We start from the raw sequence: 19,036 nt of genomic DNA on the forward strand, positions 1-19,036 counted from the left end.
GTTCATGCAAGCTCTTCCCTTGAGGATCGAGTGTGTTGCACTTCAGACTTGAAACCGCCAAGCAAAGAAAAGGCGACCCTGCTGTCTGCGTCCCTTCGCTTCGCTACGGGCAACCTGCGGTGCTCGACTCCGGAGGGGGGCCGCAGAACTCGCTTCGCTCAAACAGCTGCGGCCCTGATCCCTCCTACGTCTGCGCTCCTCGGCGCAACCAGAAGGGATTGGGGAACCGGGCGGGCCATTGCTGCGCTCGGCCCCCAGCGCGACTGCAGGCGCTGCGCGCCTGCAGTCGCACCGTGCCGAGCGAAGCGATGGCCCGTGTTGTCTCCACCTCCCCTCTGGCTGCGCCGAGGAGCGGAGCGTTTCGCGGATCAGGGCCGCAGCTGTTTGAGCGAAGCGAGTTCTGCGGACCCCGCGAAACGCGAGCACCGCAGGTTGCCCCGTAGCGCAGCGAAGGGGTCGCAGACAGTGGGGTCGCCTTTCTTTTGCCTACGTTTCTTTGGCGAAGCAAAGAAAAGTAGGTCGGCCGCCGGGCCGAGACCCGGCCTCGGGAAGCAAACACTCAACAAAGGAGCCAGTCAATGACCGACTCCAACGACGACCGCACCCGCGTAGTCCCCAAGCCTGGTCAGCCGACAACAACAACCGGCGACACGGCCGCGACCGTAATCACCGCAGGCGCTACCCCAGTCACCAGCCCCGCCACGGGAAGCACAGACGCCGGCCTGCTCCCGGTAGGCAGCCGCCTGGCCGAATTCGAAGTCACAAGAGTCATAGGCCAAGGCGGCTTCGGCGTCGTCTACGAGGCGTGGGACCACACGCTGGAACGCGTAGTAGCAATCAAGGAATACCTCCCCACGTCACTGTCGACAAGACAGAACGACGGCACAGTAGTCCCCCTGTCAGAACGCCACAGAGAAACCTTCGACCTCGGCATGCGCAGCTTCATCAACGAAGCCCGCCTGCTCGCCCAGTTCGACCACCCGTCGCTCCTGAAGGTCTACCGCTTCTGGCAAGAAAAAGGCACCACCTACATGGTCATGCCTTTCTACAGAGGCGACACGCTGAGAGAGGCCCTGGTAGCCATCCCCGCAGGCGTAGACGAGTCCTGGCTGATCCGCATCATGGACGGCGTCACGCAGGCGCTAGCGGTGATGCACAACGCCAACTGCTACCACCGCGACATCGCCCCCGACAACATCATCCTGCTCGAAGGTTCGGGCCGCCCGGTGGTGCTCGACTTCGGCGCCGCGCGCCGTGTGATCACCGACAAGACCCAGGCGATCACCGTCATCCTCAAGCCCGGCTATGCCCCCATCGAGCAGTACGCCGAGATGCCCGACATGTCGCAGGGCGCGTGGACCGATGTGTATGCGCTCGCGGCCGTGATGCACGTGGCGGTGTGCGGTCGCGCGCCGCCGCCTTCGGTGGCGCGGCTGCTGTCCGACAGCTATGTGCCGCTTGCGGGCAACGAGATCCTGCGGCAGCGCTACAGCCTGCGGCTGCTGGAGGCGATCGATGCGGGCCTCGGCGTGCGGCCCGAGCAGCGGCCGCAGTCGATGGCCGAGCTGCGCGCCGCGCTCGATCTCGAAGTTGGGCACAGCATCGCGCCGACGCCGCGCACGCAGCCGCCTTCGGGTGCGCGCAGCGGCAACAGCAGCAATGCCGACGCTGCGACAGTCATCGCGAGCGGCAAGAGCAAGGCAGGTGGCAAGGCACCGGCGCCCGCGCCCGCGCCCACCGGCGGCGGGGGCAAGAGCAACAAGACCGTTGCCGCACTCGTATCGGTCGCCGTGCTCGCAGCCGCGGCTGGTGGCGGCTGGTGGTGGTTCCAGGGCCGCACCGGCGGCAACACGAACACCGATGACAAGAATGTCGTCACCACCACGCCGGCCCCGCCACCCGACACAAAGATCGCAGAGGCTCCTCCAGCACCGCCGCCACCACCACCGCCCCCTCCGGCCCCGCGCACGCCCGCCGAATCGCTGCAATCTCTCGCAACCGGCGCCGCGCCCGGCTTCGAGGTGACGGCCACGCCGAAGAAGGCCGAAGTCGCCATCGGCAAGGACCGCCTTGCCTTCGAGGTGCGCAGCAAGCGCGAAGGTTTTGTCTACGTGTTCCTGCTGTCCAGCGGCGGCGAGATGTTCCTGCTGTTCCCGAACCTGCTCGACAAGTACAACAAGATCACCGCGGGCGGTTCGCTTTCTCTGCCGCGCGCCTCGTGGCCGATGGACGCGGGCGGCCCGGCCGGCACCGACCAGTTCGCGGTGCTCGTGAGCGAGCACGAGCGCGACTTCAGTGCCGCCGGCGTGCAGAACGACGGCGTGTTCCCGGTGTTCCCGCTGCCGGTGCTGGCCGCGCTCGAAGCCACGCGCGGTACCGGCCCCTCGCCGTTGCTGGGCAAACCCGTGTGCGCACCCGGCGCCCCGTGCAACGACGTCTATGGCGTCGGGAATTTCAAAATCGTCGAGAAGTAATCGTCTGTAGAGCGTTGGCCCCTCGGGTCGCCACTTTCCGGACAAGGAGACTTTCATGACCACCTCGCAAGCACTGCAGCAGCAACGACAACAGCAGCTGCAACAGCGCCTCAACTATGTGCTCCAGTGGGCCGCTACTGCCGCCGTTGTTGCCGTCATCGCCTCGCTGGCGGGCTGCACCGCGCCGCCACCGGCCGCCACGGGCACCGGCGCGGCCACGACCGACACCGCCGGCACGAGCAGCAGCGCCTCGCGCCCACCGCCGACCGGCGCCAGCGTGGCCGGCCAGGCGCGCACCTTCTCGACCCAACTCGCCACCTACACCTCGGTTGGCTTCGACTCGGTGCCGGGCTGGTCACGCGACGACTTCTCCGAAAGCTGGCCCGCCTTTCTCGGCAGCTGCAAGGTGCTGACCGGGCGCGGCGCCGAATGGAAAGAGGTGTGCGACCGCGCGCTCAAGGTCGACGGCAAGAACAACAACGCCATCCGGGGCTTCTTCGAGGGCGAGTTCTCGGCCTACCAGATTCGCGACGACGACCGCAAGCCCGACGGCGTGGTCACCGGCTACTTCGAGCCCGAGATCGCGGGCGCCCGCCAGTACGGCGCGCCTTTCATCTACCCCGTGTACGGCCAGCCCGACGACATGCTGTTCGCCGATGCGCGCAAGCTGCCCGCCGGCAACGGCACGGTGGCGGCCCGCGTGGAAGGGCGCAACGTGGTGGTGCAGACCGGCCTCAGCACGCGCGACATGGGCGCGCCGGGCCTCTTTGCGCTCGACCTCTCGGCCATCTCGCGCGACACGCTCGACCGCAAGGTGCGCCTGCGGGTCGAGGGCAAGCAGCTGCTGCCGTACTACACGCGCGAAGAAATCGAGACCAAGGGCGCCCCCAACGCCAAGGTGCTGGCCTTCGTGAGCAGCGCCACCGCGCTGTACGAAATGCAGATCCAGGGCTCGGGGCGCATCAAGCTGGCCAACGGCGACATCGTGCGCGTCGCCTACGCCGAGCAGAACGGCCAGCCCTTCCGCCCGACGCTGGCGCAGGCCGCCAACGGCAAGCCGCGCAGCCCGGTGAAGGTGCGCGGCTCGTCCATCGAGCTGCAGCTGGACGACGGCGATGACGACGATGTCGGCGCGGTCGACAGCGGCACCATCCGCACGCGCGGCTTCACGCTCGCGCGGCCCGTTGCCAGCGGCCCGGTCGTGGTGCCGGGGCGGCGCGCGGCCGGCGCGGTGTCGGGCTCGGGCATCAAGGACCCGAGCTATGTGTTCTTCAAGGAATCGACCTCGCCCGTGGGCGGCCCGGTGGGCGCCTTCGGCGTGCCGCTGTCGGCGGGGCGCTCGATTGCGGTCGATCCGCGCAGCACGCCGCTGGGCTACCCGGTGTTCGTGTCGACGCGCACGCCCGGCAGCGGCGCGCCGATGCAGCGCCTGACGATCGCGCAGGACACCGGCGGCGCCATCCGCGGCGCGGTGCGGGCCGACTATTTCTTCGGCAACGGCCAGCAGGCCGCGACCAACGCGCGCCGCATGAAGGAGCGCGGCCAGCTGTGGATATTGCTGCCGCGCGGCCTGGCCGTTGCGCAGGCCGCGGTGTCGTCGGCCATCCGCACGCGCGGCGGGCCGGTGGGCGCGAATCTGCCGCAGTGCCTGGTGCCTTCGGAGGGCAGCTGCGTCGACGACTGATCGATCGGGCGCCTTGACTCCTCATGCAGGAAACCCTTTCGTCCGCGGAAAGCAGTGAGCTCGTCCGCCTCTGGCGGCGGCGGCAGACGCTGTCCCCGAACGACATGGGCGCCATGTACCGCATCGTGGGCGATGCGCTGGTGGCCTGCAATCCGCCAGAGCTGCAGGTGCTGGGCGAGGGACGGCAGGAGCTGGTGGCGCAGTTCATCTATGTGAAGGTGTTGCGGCTCGATGCCGACCCGGACGAAGCCGACGAACGCGCGAGCCACAGCGCGCCTTCCACCGCCTTTGCGCTGTGCGCGTACTTCCGCCGCTATCTCATCGACTGCACGCGCGCCAGCTCCTTCCGCCGCAAGCTCTCCATCGGCGACCAGATCACCGAGGCACAGCTCGAAGACGAGATCGGCGCGGGCGAAGACCTCGACGGCTGCCTGGCCGAGCACGGCCTGAGCGCGCAGGCCGTGCAAGTGGCCGCGCGCGCCTTCATCGCCGAACTGCCCGAGCCCGAGCGCCTGCTGCTGTGCGAGGGCTTCGGCAAGGAGGCCGAGGGCGGGCTGTCGGGCATCGCCTCGCGCCACGCCATTGCTTCCTATCACTACCGCGCGGGCCGGCTCGGCCTCGTGCACAAGCGCGAGGGGTTGACCGCGGACTACGCCAAAACCCGGATCGGCGGCTGGCTCCAGCAGACGCTGGGCATCGCCATCGAGCCCGACAACATGGCGGCGATCCTGCAGGTTTTCAAAATCCTCGGTGCTGAAGCGTCTTATGCCTGAAGACATAGCCATTCAGGAACAGACGCCATGACCCACGACCTCTGGCCCCCGCTCAGCGTGATCCGCCACGCGTTGGAAACCGGCGCGGCCGTGCCCGACGATGCGCCGGACAGCGCACCCGGCGCGGCCACCGTGGCCATGCCGGGCACGTCCCCTCCAACGGGCGCTGCACCGGCCCCGGCGGCTGCCGCATCCGACCTGCTGCTGCCTCTTGTCGAATTGGCCCGGCGCCGCGAGGCTGTCGCCCAGCGCGCCTTTCCGGCCCGCTGGGCGCCGGGCCGCCTTGTCAGCGTGGTGCACGAAGGGCGGCTGCTCGGCGTGCTGCTCGACCGCTGCATCCAGGGCGATCTCTGGCAGGGCTGGATGGCCGCCGGCGAGGCCGACTGGGCATCTGCCTTCGACGTGCTGCTGGAGCCTGACGACGAGCCCTTCGAGCCGATGTTCGGCGTGATCCAGGCCTGGAACGTGCTCACGCTGGCACCTGCTCCGCAGCTTTGCGCGCGCGTGCTCGGCGAGGTTTCGGCCACGCGGCTCGCCGCGATCCGCGCGGTGCACGACGAGTGGGCCGCGCACGCATCGCTCGCCATTGCGCCGGAGCCGGGGCGCATCGCGTTGCGCGACGTGGGCGGTGTGTTCTCGGTGCTGTCGGGCACGCCGCTCGGGCCCCAGGACCCGCGTGCCGATTACCAGGAGCTGTACCGCGACGTGGGCTTGCAGCTGGGGAAGGCGCTGACGCGGCCGCAGGGCGACGAGGCTTCTTCTTCTCCCGCTCCATCGCCTGCACGGCCGCAGCCCCGTCCCGAAGGCGGCTGGTGGGGCAGCATCCGCCGCTGGTTCGGCGCGGAAGGCTGGACGCGCCCGGCCTTCGCGGTGCTGGCGCTGTTCGTGGTGATCCAGAACGTCGGGCTGCTCGGCGGCCGCGGTGCTCCCGAGGAAGACGAGGTGCGCTTCCGCGACGTGCCAGCCGCACCCGCGCCGGCGCGCGCCGACCTGGTGGTGCGCTGGAAAGCCGGCGTGCGCATGGACGAGGCCGACCGGCTGCTGCAATCGATATCGGCCGACGTGGTGGGCGGGCCGGGCGATCCGGGTGGCAATGGCGTATGGCGGCTGCGGGTGCCGGAGCCAGTGGATGCGCTGGCGGTGCTCGCGGCTTCGCCGCTGGTCGAGTCAGCCGGGCCGGCTGGGGAGCAGCGGCCATGACACGCGCCGCGGCCCTCGGGCATGCCGCCCGTCTGCACCTTCACCTGCGGCCCAAGGGGAAGGGCGTCACGCAATTGCGCTTTCTCCAGGTGCTGCTCGTGCTGTGGCTGCTCGCCTGCTGCACCCTGGCCTTCGCCACCCAGCGCGCCTTGCTCGTCGGCGTCTCCGAACTCGTCAACCAGCCGCAGGCGCTGTGGCTGCAGGCGCCTCGCAACGACGTGATGCTGATGCGCGACGCGCTGCTCAGGCAGGGCTTCGCGGCGCCCGACATCGCAGTGCTCGCCGACGGCGTGAGCGGCGCCGCGCTACCCGAATCGCAAGCCATCCACGACGCGCTGGCCAGGCTGCTCGCGCAGTCGAAGAGCGGCGACTTCGTGCTGCTGTACTTCTCCGGCCACGGCACCCGCCTGCGCGACATCGCCAAGCGCTACCAGGAGCCCGATGGGCTGTCGGAGAACTTTCTCGCGCGCGACGTGCGCGGCACACTCGGGAGCGACAACGTGCTCACGGGTGACCTGCGCGACGTCGACTTCGACGCGTGGATCCAGTCCTTCCTCGCGAAGAACGTGTTCGTCGCCTCGGTGTTCGACACCTGCTCGGCCAACTCCATGACGCGCGGCACGGCCGATGCACCCGCCACAGCCGAAGGCCCGCCCGATGACGAAGTGCGCTGGCGCGGCCTGCGCGTGACGCAATTGACCGGCGGGGCACCACCCGCGCGACCGCAGACGCCACCCGTGCCGGCCGAAGCCGTGCCTCGCGCCCGCTACGTCGCCTTCTTCGCGTCCGAAAGCCACCAGATCACGCCCGAGCTGCGCCTGCCCCGCAAGGCGCGCAATGCCCGGCCGCAGGGCCTGCTGACCTGGGCCGTGGTCGAAGCGCTGTCGCGCAAGCCCGCCACCTGGCGCGACCTGTTCGACGGCGTGCTCGCGCAGTATCCACCGGTCATCGAAGAGCTCGCTCAGCGCTTTCCCACGCGCGAGCTGCCGTCTCCGGTGGCCGAAGGCAACCTCGATGCGCCGCTGTTCGCCAACAGCGGCGCGCCCGCATCCACGCGCCCCGTATGGCGCGCGCAACGCAGCGGCGACAGCCTGGCCATCAAGGCCGGGTTGCTCGACGGCCTCGCGCAGCAGCAGGAGCTGCGCGTGCTCGCTACGCTCGAAGACGGCGCCGTGCGCAGCGCGCCTGCCACCGTGTCGCAGATCAAGCTCGGCGGCGCGTGGCTGGCCGTGCCGGCGGCGCTGAAGGATGTGTCGGGCGCTGCGTTCTGGAGCGTCACGCCGATGAGTGAACCGGCCGCCACCGCCTTGCGCGTGCGCGCCGACAAGCCGCTGCCCGCCGGCCTCAGCCTCGACTACCCGGCTGCGATCCGCCCGGCCGACGATGCGGCCACTGCCGACGTGCGCTGGACCGACCTCGGCCCCTCGGGCCAGCGCCTCGAACTGCTCTCGCCGCTGTTCGGCGCCACTGTCTCCACCGTGGTGCTGCCCGACACCGCCGCGCTGCGCCGCCGCCTGCAGGTACTGGCGCAGCTCAAGTGGCTCGCGCAGCTGCAGGCCTACGGCAAGGATGGCCAGCTCGACGGCTTCGATGCCGCGCTCGAAGTGTGGAGCGCTGACCGCATGCTGCGCAGCACGCCCATCGTTCAAGTTCAGGCCCAAGCGGCGAACGCGCTGCCCTCGCTGCGCGCCGGCGAGCGCCTGCGCCTGAACGTGCGCAACACCAGCGGCCGTTCGCTCGATCTCGTCATCGCCGGCATCGACGCGCGCGGCAACCTGCAGTCGGTCTACCCCGACGAGCTCGTCGGCGAAACCAACCGCTTCAAGCGCGGCACGCCCGATCAGCCCTCGGTCAAGCGCTTCGACCTGCCGTGGCTCGATGCCGCCGGCGACGCGCGCCTGCTGGTCATGGCAGTGCCCGCCACGCCCTACAGCGCGCCGCGCCTGTTCGGCGTGGCCTATGCGCAGGCCGATGTGTCGGAAGTGCGCGTGCGCGGCGGCCAGCCGCCGGCGGAGAGCGGCGAGCGGCAGGTGTTCGCGGCCCTGCTGCGCAGGAGCAGCGGCGCAGCGGACGGCGGAGCCCGGCCATGACAGCGCGGTCCGAGATCACGGTTTCCTTTTCCTGTTTCGATTTCCGGAGGTGATATGGCATTTCTAGACGACGGCTCCTGGAGCCCTGAAGACGCCCAGCGGTTCTACGAACTGATCGGCACCGGCTCAGCCGAAACCGACCTGGTCATGCTGATCGAGAACAAGGGTGCGCCAGTCGAAGGCGAGCTCGACCGCCCCTTCGACGACGGCAAGGCGCGCATGAACATCGGCGGCTACTACTGGTCGGTGCAGGTGCCCGAGTCTTCCAGCCAGAACCAGGTCGTGCCCAACAACCTGATCGTTGCGCGTCGCAGCGATGCGGCCACCGCCACCATCGCCAGCCTGCTGCGCGCGCAGGAAAAAGACCTGAAGGTCGTCATCAGCGCCTTCAAGTCGGGCGGCGACGAGCGCTCGCCCGATGCGCAGTCGACCTTCGAGCTGGTGCTGGAGAACGCGCGCATCTGCCGGCTGGTGCTCAACTCCGGCGGCCACTGGGGCGTGCCCTCGGAGCTGATCTCCATCAGCTACCGCACGGTGAAGGTCAAGTCGGCACCGCAGAAGACCACCGGCTTGCGCGGCGCGGTGCGCGAATGCCAGTTCACCCGCGCCTGAGCCTCATCACCCCACCCAGGAGCCGCACACCATGACGACCGCCGCCGAATTCCTCAAGGCCGCCGATCCGGCCGCCGCCCTCAAGGCCCTGAGCGACGACGTGCGCGCCAAGCCTTCCGACAGCAAGCACCGCGTGTTCATGGCGCAGCTGCTGTGCGTGCTCGGGCAGTGGGAGCGCGCGCTCAACCAGCTGACCGTTGCGGCCGAGCTCGACGCGCTCGCCGTGCCCATGAAACAGGTCTACGGCGAGGCCGTGCGCTGCGAGGGCCTGCGCGCCGAAGTGTTCGCCGGCACGCGCACGCCCATGATCTTCGGCCAGCCCGACCAATGGCTGGCGCTGCTCATCGAGTCGCTGCTGCGCCAGGGCCGCGGCGAGAGCGAACTGGCCGAGGACCTGCGCCAGCGCGCCTTCGACGGCGCGCCCGCCATCAGCGGCACCATCGACGGCGCGCCCTTCGAATGGCTGGCCGATGCCGACATGCGCCTGGGCCCGGTGCTTGAAGCCTTCGTCAACGGCAAGTACTACTGGATTCCGTATGCGCGGCTCGCGCACATCAAGATCGATCCGCCCGAAGACCTGCGCGACTGCGTGTGGATGCCCGCGCACCTGCAGTTCGAGAACGGCGGTGAAACCCTTGCGCTGATTCCCACGCGCTACGAGGGCACAGAGAAGGTGGAAGACGGCGAGCTGCGTCTCGCGCGCAAGACCGAGTGGCGCGAGCTGCGCCCCGAAGTCTGGGCCGGCTACGGCCAGCGCGTGCTCGGCAGCGACGCGGGCGAGTACGCGCTGATGGACGTGCGCGAGATCCTGTTCACGCAGGCTGAGGACACCTCGGCGGGCGAAGCCGAAGAGGGCAGCGTCGATGGCTGAGCTCACCGCGCAGGAGCGGCTGCAGCCCTCGCTGCTCGATCGCCTCGTCGACAACGCACCCGACGAAAAGCGCGAGGGCGACGAGAAGCGCACGCTGACCAAGCAGGCGCTGCGCCAGGCCGTGCTGCGCGACCTCGGCTGGCTGTTCAACGCCACCGGCTACGGCCTCTCGATGGACGACAAGCAATACCCGAATGCGGCGCGCTCGGTCATCAACTACGGATTGCCTATGCTGTCTGGCCAGTTCACCTCGTCGGTGCAGCGTGTCAGCATGGAACAGGCTTTGAAGAACGCAATCCTGCAGTTCGAGCCGCGCATTTTGTCCCGCACACTCGAAGTGGAACTCGTCATGGAAGGCCCGGCACTGGACTCCCACAACAGCATCGGCCTGCAGATACGCGGCATGCTGTGGGCACAGCCCGTGCCGCTGGAGTTCCTGATGCGAAGCCGCGTTGACCTGGAAGAAGGACGCATCGAGATAGTGGACATGGCGCAAAACCCAAGGTGAGTCCCGCATGGACCCTCGGCTGCTGAGCCTGTACGAACAGGAGCTGCGCTACTTCCGCGAAAGCGCTTCCGAGTTCGCGCGGGCATTTCCAAAGATTGCGCATCGACTTGGCATCGAGGGCCAGGAAGTGGCCGACCCGTATGTGGAGCGGCTCATCGAGGCAACGGCGTTTCTTTCGGCACGGGTGGGCCTGAAGCTCGACGCCGAGTACCCGCGCTTCACGGGCCATTTGCTCGACATCGTCTATCCGCACTTTCTTTCGCCCACGCCGGCGATGGTGGTCGTGTCTTTCGTGCCCGACCCCGACGACGCGAACCTTGCGACCGGCCCGACATTGCCGCGCGGCAGCGGACTGCGCGCACGGCAGGCGGTGGGTCAGAACACGCATTGCGAATTCCGCACGGCCAGCGCGCTGCGCATCTGGCCCATCGAAGTGCAGCGCGCGCAGTACTTCACCTACGCGCCCGACCTGCCGCTGAACACGCACTCGCAATCGCGCGCCATCCGCGGCGGCCTGCGCATTGCGCTGCATGCCACGGCCGGCCTGAACTTCAGCCAGATCGCTCTCGACGATCTGGTGCTGCACTTCGGCGGTGCCGAAGACGTGGCCTGGCAACTGCATGAATGCGCGCTGGGCCAGCCCATCGGCGTGCTGGTGCGGCCGCTCGCGCCCGGTGGTGTGCTGCAAGGCGTGGCGCAGAGCCTGCCGGCCAGCGCCATCGGCGCGGTCGGCTTCGAGGAGGACGAAGCGCTGCTGCCCACCACCGCCACCGGCTTCTCGGGCTTTCGGCTGTTGCAGGAGTACTTCGCGTTTCCGCAGCGCTTCCAGTTCGTGCGCATCGGCGGGCTCCAGGCGCTGCTCGCGGCCATGCCGGTGACCGACGTCGAAATCGTGCTGCTGTTCTCGCGCGGCGACGCAGCACTCGAAAAGCTGGTGAGCGCCGACAACGTGCAGCTGCACTGCGTGCCCGCCGTCAACCTGTTCAGCAAGCGGCTCGACCGCGTGCCCATGACCGAGGGCGTGAGCCAGTTCCACCTGGTGCCCGATCGCACGCGCCCCCAGGACTTCGAGGTGCACACCATCACCGAAGTCATCGGCCACGGCGCGCCCGGTGCCGATGCGGTCGCGGCCGAGCAGCCTTTCAGGCCTTTCTATTCGGCCTTTCACGGCAGCCGCAACAGCCACCCGGCCTACTTCACGACCACGCGCGAGCCGCGCATGCTGTCGGTGCGACAGCGCACCGAGGGCAACCGCAGCAGCCACATCGGCTCCGAGGTCTACATGCAGATCGTCGATCCGCAGCAGGCGCCGTATGCGGCCACGCTGCGGCAGCTGGCAGTGACGGCGCTGTGCACCAACCGCGACCTGCCGCTCTTGATGCCGCTGGGCCGCGAGAACGACTTCGACTGCGTCGATTCATTTCCCGTGCAGCGCGTGCGCATGGTGCGCGGGCCGTCGCGGCCGGTGTCGCCGGTGGTGAGCCAGGGGCTGGGGTGGCGCGTGGTCGATCACCTTGCGCTGAACTACCTGTCGCTGTCCGACAGCACGCCGGAGCAGGGCGCGGCCGCGCTGCGCGAAACGCTGATGCTCTATGCCGTGCATGCCGACGAGATGCGCCAGGGCCAGGTGCGCGGCCTGCTGTCGGTGAAGTGCAAGCCGGTTGCACGCCGCCTGCCGCTGAAGGGACCGATCGCTTTCGGGCGTGGGCTCGAAGTGACGCTCGAAGTCGACAAGGACGCCTTTCATGGCCACAGCGCCTTCCTGTTCGGGGCCGTGCTGGCGCGCTTCCTGTCGCGCCATGTGGAGGTGAACCATTTCGTCGAGACCGTGCTGCGCATCGCGGGCAAGGGCGAGACCATGCGCTGGAGGCCGCTGTGCGGGACGCGACAGATTCTGTGAGCACCCGCGTCGACAACGCGCTGCGCGGGTGGTCCGCGGAGCCGTGGTCGTTCGACTACTTCGCGGTGATGCGCCGGCTGGAGTCCGTCGCGAAGACCACGCCGCGCTGGGGCCGCGCGCTGCTGCCGAGCGCCGAGCCGGTGCGCGTGGGGCAGGAGCCATCGCTGTCGTTCGCGCCCGCGAGCTTCAGCCGCTTCGAGCCCGCCACAGCCTATTCGCCGCCGCGCCTGCGCCAGCACTTCTTCAGCTACATCGGCCCCAATGGTCCGCTGCCGGTGCACCTGAGCGACTTCATTCGCGAGCGCAGCCTGAACCATGGCGACCCGACGTGGCTGGCCTTTCTGGACAGCTTTTCGCACCGCTTCTCGCTGCACTTCTATCGCGCGTGGGCACAGTCGCGGCCGGCCGTGGCGCTCGACCGGCCGGGCGAAGACCGCTTCCGCCTGCAGGTCGGTGCGCTGGTCGGCATCGGCACGCCGGGCCGCGTGGACCGCGACGAGATCCATGACGACGCGCGCCTGCATTTTTCGGGCTGGCTCGCGCGCCGCGTGCACAACGTGGAAAGCGTGGAGTCGGTGCTGTGCAGCTACTTCGGCGTGCCCGTGAAGCTGGAGCGCTGGGTCGGCCACTGGATGAGCCTGCCGGTGGCAGAGCTCACGCGGCTGGGGCAGGGCGAGAGCTCGCGCTCCATGGGCATGGGCGCCATGCTCGGCACCCGCGCCTGGGACCGCCAGCACCGCGTGCGCCTGCACCTGGGCCCGCTCACGCTGGAGCAGTACCGGATGTTCCTTCCCATCGGAAATGCGCGCCCCGTGCTGCAGCGCTGGATGCAGCAGCTGCTCGGCGACGAGCTCGAGTGGGACGCCGAGCTGGTGCTCGAGAAGGCGCAGGTTCCGCTCACGCGCCTTGGCGACGCGAAGGGCAATGCACCGCGCCTGGGCTGGGTGTCGTGGCTCGGGCAGCGCAAGCGTTCGCGCGATGCAGCGGACGTGCGCATCGGCAACCAGTCTTTCAACAAACCCATCTTCATTCGTTCAGAAGAGATACGGAGTCCCTCATGAGTGAAATCAGCCGCACCGCCCTTTTCGGCAAACTCAACTCGCTGGCCTACAAGGCCATCGAAGGCGCCACCGTGTTCTGCAAGATGCGGGGCAATCCGTACGTGGAGCTGGAACACTGGTTTGCCCAGCTGCTGCAGGCGCAGGACTCCGACCTGCACCGCGTGATCCAGCACTACGGGCTCGACGTGTCGGTCATTGCGAAAGACATGACCACCGCGCTCGACCGCCTGCCGCGCGGCGCCACTGCCATCAGCGACTTTTCTCCGCACATCGAGAACGCCATCGAGCGCGCCTGGACCTATGCCACCCTGCAGTTCGGCGAAGCGCAGGTGCGCACCGGCTACATCCTGGTGGGCATGCTGAAGACGCAGAGCCTGCGCAACCCGCTGTTCGGCTTGTCGAAGCAGTTCGAGAAGGTCAAGGTCGAAGACCTGGCCGACAACTTCGCCAAGATCTGCGATGCCTCGCCCGAATCGCAGATGCGCGCGCAGGACGGCACTGGCATGGGCAGCGGCGCACCCGGCGAAGACTCGGGCGCGATGGCTCCAGCCGCCATGGGCAAGGGCGATGCGCTGAAGAAGTTCGCGGTCGACCTCACCGAGAAGGCCAAGAAGGGTGAGATGGACCCGGTGACCGGCCGCGACGAAGAGATCCGCCAGATCGTCGACATCCTCATGCGCCGCCGCCAGAACAATCCGCTGCTCACCGGCGAGGCCGGCGTCGGCAAGACGGCCGTGGTCGAAGGCTTTGCGCAGCGCCTCGCACGCGGCGACGTGCCACCGCAGCTGAAAGACGTGAAGCTGCTCACGCTCGACATCGGCCTGCTGCAGGCCGGCGCGAGCATGAAGGGCGAATTCGAGCAGCGCCTGCGCCAGGTGATCGATGAGGTGCAGAGCTCGCCCACGCCCATCATCCTGTTCATCGACGAGATCCACACACTGGTGGGTGCGGGCGGTGCGGCAGGAACGGGCGACGCGGCCAACCTGCTGAAGCCGGCTTTGGCGCGCGGCAACCTGCGCACCATCGGTGCCACCACCTGGGCCGAGTACAAGAAGTACATCGAGAAAGACCCGGCGCTCACCCGTCGCTTCCAGGTGGTGCAGGTGCCGGAGCCCGACGAGACCAAGGCGATCCTGATGCTGCGTGGCGTGGCCAGCGTGCTTGAGAAGCACCACCGCGTGCAACTGCTCGACGAGGCCATCGAGGCGGCCGTGAAGCTGTCGCACCGCTACATTCCCGCTCGCCAATTGCCCGACAAGGCCGTGAGCCTGCTCGACACGGCCTGCGCGCGCGTGGCCGTGTCGCAGCACGCGACGCCGCCCGAGGTGGAAGACTGCATGCGCCGCATCGAAGGGCTCACGGTCGAGCAGGAAATCATCGGCCGCGAAGAAGCCATCGGCATCGACGTGACCAAGCGCGCAGCACAGGTCACCGCGCTGCTGGCCGAATCGAAGGTGCAGCTCGATGCGCTGAATGCGCGCTGGCAGGAAGAAAAAGGGCTGGTCGACCGGCTGCTCGAACTTCGCAGCAAGCTGCGTGCAGGCAACAAGCCAGTGGATACGCCTGCGGCTGCAGCTGCCACCGATGCGGCACCAGCCGCGGCAGAGCCCGCGCACGACCGCGCCGCGCTGCTCGCCGAGCTGCACGAGCTGCAGGCCAAGATCCACGCGGTGCAGGGCGAGTCGCCGCTCATCCTGCCTTCGGTCGACGAGCAGGCCGTGGCCTCGGTGGTCGCCGACTGGACCGGCATCCCCGTCGGCCGCATGGTGAAGAACGAAGTGGAGGCGGTGCTCAAGCTCGCCGACACGCTCAACCAGCGCGTCATCGGCCAGAAGCACGGGCTGGAAATGATCGCGCGCCGCATCCAGACCTCGCGCGCGCGGCTCGACAACCCGCAGAAGCCGATCGGCGTGTTCATGCTCTGCGGCACCTCCGGCGTGGGCAAGACCGAGACCGCGCTGGCGCTGGCCGAGGCGCTGTACGGCGGCGAGCAGAACATCATCACCATCAACATGAGCGAGTTCCAGGAGGCGCACACCGTCTCCACGCTCAAGGGCGCGCCTCCGGGCTACGTGGGCTATGGCGAGGGCGGCATCCTGACAGAGGCCGTGCGCCGCCGCCCCTACAGCGTGGTGCTGCTCGACGAAGTGGAGAAGGCCCACCCCGACGTGCACGAGATCTTCTTCCAGGTGTTCGACAAGGGCTGGATGGAAGACGGCGAGGGCCGCATGATCGATTTCAAGAACACGATCATCCTGCTGACCACCAACGCCGGCAGCGAGCTGGTGATGAGCATGTGCCGCGACCCCGAGTTGCTGCCCGACTCCAACGCGTTGGCCGATGCGCTGAAGGCGCCGCTGATGAAGGTGTTCCCGCCCGCGCTGCTGGGCCGCATCGTCACCATTCCCTATTACCCGCTGTCGCCCGAGATGATGAAGAAGATCGTGCGGCTGCAGCTGGGGCGCATCAAGAAGCGCGTCGAGACCAACCACGGCGTGCCCTTCGAGTACAGCGAAGCGGTGGTCGAGCAGGTGGTCGCGCGGTGCCAGGACCCGGAGTCGGGTGGGCGCGTGATCGACGCGATCCTTACCAACACCGTGCTGCCTACGATTTCTGTCGAGTATCTGCAGCGTCTGGCCTCTGGTGGGGAGATCCGCCGTGTTGCGCTGGACGTGAAGGATGCGGACTTCACTTACGCGTTCGACTGAGATGTCGTCTTGCTCTTTTATTCGCTGCGTAGGTTCGGGGGGCGATCACGCCGACGGGGTGCCTTGCTCCGCGAATGTCCCCCGGCCTGCGGCCTCCTCCTTTATTTCGCTGCGCAAGGCACCCCATCGGCGTGATCGTTGTTCGCAGCGGTGGGTGAGCGGCCGGCACCACAGCCGCGTCCATGTGCGAATGGCATCGGGTGCTCCCCGCAGCGAAATAAAGGAGGAGCCGAAGGCGGGGGACATTCGCGGAGGGGAGTACCCGGTGCCATTCGCACGCACCCCGAATGTCTTCCTGACTGACTGACTGACTGACACGCCACCACCATCAAGAGAAAAAAATGGCCGACCACGAGTTCCGCATAGAAAGCGATTCACCCGCGAAGGACGACCTGATGTTCTGGCGCATCGTCGGCCACGAGGCGCTTGCGCGTCCGTCGGCCTACGAGCTTACGGTGATCTCGCAGAACAAGGCCATCGAGGCCAAGGACATCCTCGGGCATGCCTTCGACGTGGTCATCGAGTTCCAGGACGCCGACGGCGGCACGCATGAGCGCCATTGCCAGGGCCATGCCGTGCGCTTCGTGCGCGCCGGCCACATGGGACGGCACTACGAATATCGCATCACCCTGCGCTCGTGGTTCTGGCTGCTCACCAAGCGCGCCAACTCCCGCATCCTGCAAGAAAAGAAAGTTCTCGAAGTGCTCGATGCCGTGTTCGAGGACAGCCCCATCAAGCGCTTCAAGAAAACCAAGGCCGACAACGTCGTCGGCACCCACAACCCGCGCCGCTACTGCGTGCAGCACCAGGAAAGCGACTACCAGTTTCTCTCGCGCCTGCTCGAAGACGAAGGCATCTACTACTGGTTCGACGCGCACGACGCCCCCGGAACCATGCATCTTTCGGACGCCAGCGACATGGCGCACGACAAGCTGCCCGCCGCCGACACCCTGCGCCACATGGCCACCAACGCCGCCGAGCCGCGCTTCAATGAAATCTCGCGCTGGGTCAGCGGGCGCCAGTTCGACACCGGCAAGCATGCCTCGCGCGACAGCGACTTCAAGGCCATCAAGAAAAAGCTGGGCGCTGACATCGACGCCTCGGACGACCACGAGCTGGCCAACCTGGAGCTGTTCGAGTTTCCGGGCGGCTACTTCACCGGCGACGAAGCCGAGACCCGCGCCAAGCTGCGCGGCGACGAACTCAACGCGCGCCGCGACCGCCACTGGGCCGTGACGCCGTGGCCCGACGTCACCGCCGGGCGCGGCTTCAAGTACGAGGGCGACCCCGACGGCACGCGCAACGGCGACTACGTCATTGCTGCCTGCACCTTCGTCGCCAGCCACCGAGGCTACGAGGGCGTGAGCGCCAGCGCCGCGGCGCGGCCCGTGCACAACGCGCTGGCCGACGTGCTGCGCGACGACGCGGTGAACGCCGACACGCTGCCGGTGCTCGAAGAGCTCATCGCCGCCACGCCCGCGCTGGCCGCCGCGCAGACCGGCAACAGCATCTTCCTGCTCACCGTGATGCCGGCCGATCGCCTGTTCCGCGCGCCGCGCCTCACGCCGCGCGTGACCATGCCCGGCCCGCAGACCGCCATCGTCGTCGGCCCCAAGGGTGACGAGCTGCACGTGGACGACCACGGCCGCGTGAAGGTGCACTTTCACTGGGACCGCTACGACGAGAGCAACGAGAAGTCGACCTGCTGGGTGCGCGTGTCGCAGCCCTGGGGCGGCAAGGGCTGGGGCGGCTACTTCATTCCGCGCATCGGGCAGGAGGTGATCGTCGACTTTCTCAACGGCGACCCCGACCGGCCGATCATCGTCGGGCGCGTCTACAACGACGAGCAGCCCATTCCGTACAAGTCGCCCACGCAGAGCGGCTTCAAGACCCGCTCCACGCCCGGCGGCGGCCCTGCGAACTACAACGAGATCATGTTCGAGGACAAGAAGGGCGAGGAGAACATCAACATCCACGCCGAGCTCGACATGAGCCGCAGCGTGGAGCGCGACGACTCCACCACCATCGACCGCGACCAGACCGTCACCGTCAAGCGCGACCAGACCAGCCTGGTAGACCGCGACCGCAAGAGCACCGTCACGCGCAACGACACCAACATGGTGGTGGTCGACCAGAAGAACACCGTCAAGGGCAAGCAGAACAACCAGGTGGTTGGCACTCGCACCACCTTCGTCGACAGCGACGACAAGACCATGGTCACGGGCACCAGCCTGAGCGACGTGACCGGCGCGCGTACCGACACCTCGCGCGCCGGCGAAACCCGCAACGTCACCGGCAACCAGACCATCACCGTCAGCGGCAACGTCACCTACAAGGCCGCGAAGATGAGCTTCGAGGCCGCCCACATCGACTGGCTGGTGACGGGCTCCAACTCCAAGTACATCACCGTGCCCAGCGGCCCGCTGGGGCTGATGGCCGACAAGATCAAGCTGATAAGCAACACCAAGATCGAGATGATGGCGGTGGGCGACATCAACGCCACCTCCATCGGCTCGAACACCACGGTGCTGGGCTCCAACTCGAGCGGCTATATCGGCACCAACAGCGAAGCCAACATGGGCGTGACCCGCTCGACCTTCATCGGCATGAGCATCGAGAACGCGCTGGCGTTGGCCATGGCCAACGTGCTGGGCGTGAACATCGAGAACACGGCGGGCGTGAAGCTGACCAACTGCGCGGCGCCTGACATCGCGGCGGTGGCGATGGATGTCAAGCAATCGGCGCTGCACACCTTCACGCCGGGCGCCGGTGGCGCGGGCGCCGGGGCGGCCGCGGTGGCCGGCGGCCTGGCCGCCGTGGCAGGCGCCGCCTCGGCCTATGTCGACATCGGCGCCACGCTCAAGCAGTACGCCGATGCGGCCGAGGCCCTGGGCAAGGCCGCCGACGACGCGCATGCCGAAGGCCTGCACAGCCTGGAAGACCGGCTTCGGTCGCTGGCGGGCAAGGCCAGCAACCGGCGCTTCGACGCCATCCTCGGCCTGGTGCCGATCATGGGGCTGGGGCTGCCGATCGCGGAGGTCTTTACCAGTGACCCCAGCGGCACCGCCGATCTCGGCAAGGTCAACAACGCCGTCGAGCCCGACGGCTCGGCCCGGCCGCCCGCAGAGCGCGAGCCCGAAGACGACTAGCCGGGA

General features: G+C 68.2%; 12 protein-coding genes. All 12 read left to right on the plus strand.

Features of this window, described 5'->3' with window-relative positions; translation table 11 throughout:
• The first annotated feature begins 578 nt into the window (after positions 1–578).
• On the plus strand, positions 579–2,474 hold the full coding sequence (locus tag BLV60_RS28855; protein WP_093058739.1) for a serine/threonine-protein kinase: 1,896 nt from the start codon (positions 579–581) through the stop codon (positions 2,472–2,474).
• Positions 2,475–2,529: 55 nt separating this feature from the next.
• Positions 2,530–4,158 carry a murein transglycosylase A gene (locus BLV60_RS28860; RefSeq protein WP_176928993.1) on the plus strand — a complete coding sequence of 543 codons (1,629 nt, stop codon included), beginning with the start codon at positions 2,530–2,532 and terminating at the stop codon, positions 4,156–4,158.
• A 23-nt stretch (positions 4,159–4,181) separates the two neighbouring features.
• Entirely contained in the window at positions 4,182–4,931 is a 750-nt protein-coding gene (locus BLV60_RS28865; RefSeq protein WP_093058740.1) for a hypothetical protein, read from the plus strand.
• 27 nt (positions 4,932–4,958) lie between these two features.
• Entirely contained in the window at positions 4,959–6,131 is a 1,173-nt protein-coding gene (locus tag BLV60_RS28870) for a hypothetical protein (protein ID WP_093058741.1), read from the plus strand.
• Positions 6,128–8,221, plus strand: a complete 2,094-nt coding sequence (locus tag BLV60_RS28875; protein ID WP_256329622.1) for a caspase family protein — start codon at positions 6,128–6,130, stop codon at positions 8,219–8,221. Before BLV60_RS28870 ends, BLV60_RS28875 begins: the two co-directional genes overlap by 4 nt.
• Positions 8,222–8,275: 54 nt before the next feature.
• A complete protein-coding gene (locus BLV60_RS28880; RefSeq protein ID WP_093058742.1) occupies positions 8,276–8,833 on the plus strand; it encodes a type VI secretion system tube protein Hcp in 558 nt (185 codons plus the stop codon).
• Between the two features lie 31 nt (positions 8,834–8,864).
• Positions 8,865–9,704, plus strand: a complete 840-nt coding sequence (locus BLV60_RS28885) for a type VI secretion system accessory protein TagJ (RefSeq protein ID WP_093058743.1) — start codon at positions 8,865–8,867, stop codon at positions 9,702–9,704.
• Complete coding sequence (gene tssE, locus BLV60_RS28890; protein ID WP_093058744.1) at positions 9,697–10,212, plus strand: type VI secretion system baseplate subunit TssE; 516 nt, start codon at positions 9,697–9,699, stop codon at positions 10,210–10,212. Before BLV60_RS28885 ends, tssE begins: the two co-directional genes overlap by 8 nt.
• 7 nt (positions 10,213–10,219) lie before the next feature.
• Positions 10,220–12,112, plus strand: a complete 1,893-nt coding sequence (tssF, locus tag BLV60_RS28895) for a type VI secretion system baseplate subunit TssF (RefSeq protein ID WP_093058745.1) — start codon at positions 10,220–10,222, stop codon at positions 12,110–12,112.
• Complete coding sequence (gene tssG / locus BLV60_RS28900; protein ID WP_256216773.1) at positions 12,109–13,173, plus strand: type VI secretion system baseplate subunit TssG; 1,065 nt, start codon at positions 12,109–12,111, stop codon at positions 13,171–13,173. Before tssF ends, tssG begins: the two co-directional genes overlap by 4 nt.
• Positions 13,170–15,881 carry a type VI secretion system ATPase TssH gene (gene tssH, locus BLV60_RS28905; protein WP_093058747.1) on the plus strand — a complete coding sequence of 904 codons (2,712 nt, stop codon included), beginning with the start codon at positions 13,170–13,172 and terminating at the stop codon, positions 15,879–15,881. The genes tssG and tssH overlap by 4 nt, the downstream gene beginning before the upstream one ends.
• Positions 15,882–16,222: 341 nt before the next feature.
• Positions 16,223–19,030, plus strand: a complete 2,808-nt coding sequence (locus tag BLV60_RS28910; protein WP_093058748.1) for a type VI secretion system Vgr family protein — start codon at positions 16,223–16,225, stop codon at positions 19,028–19,030.
• Positions 19,031–19,036: the final 6 nt, after the last annotated feature.

It is taken from the genome of Variovorax sp. YR634 (assembly GCF_900106655.1).
GTDB lineage: Bacteria > Pseudomonadota > Gammaproteobacteria > Burkholderiales > Burkholderiaceae_C > Variovorax.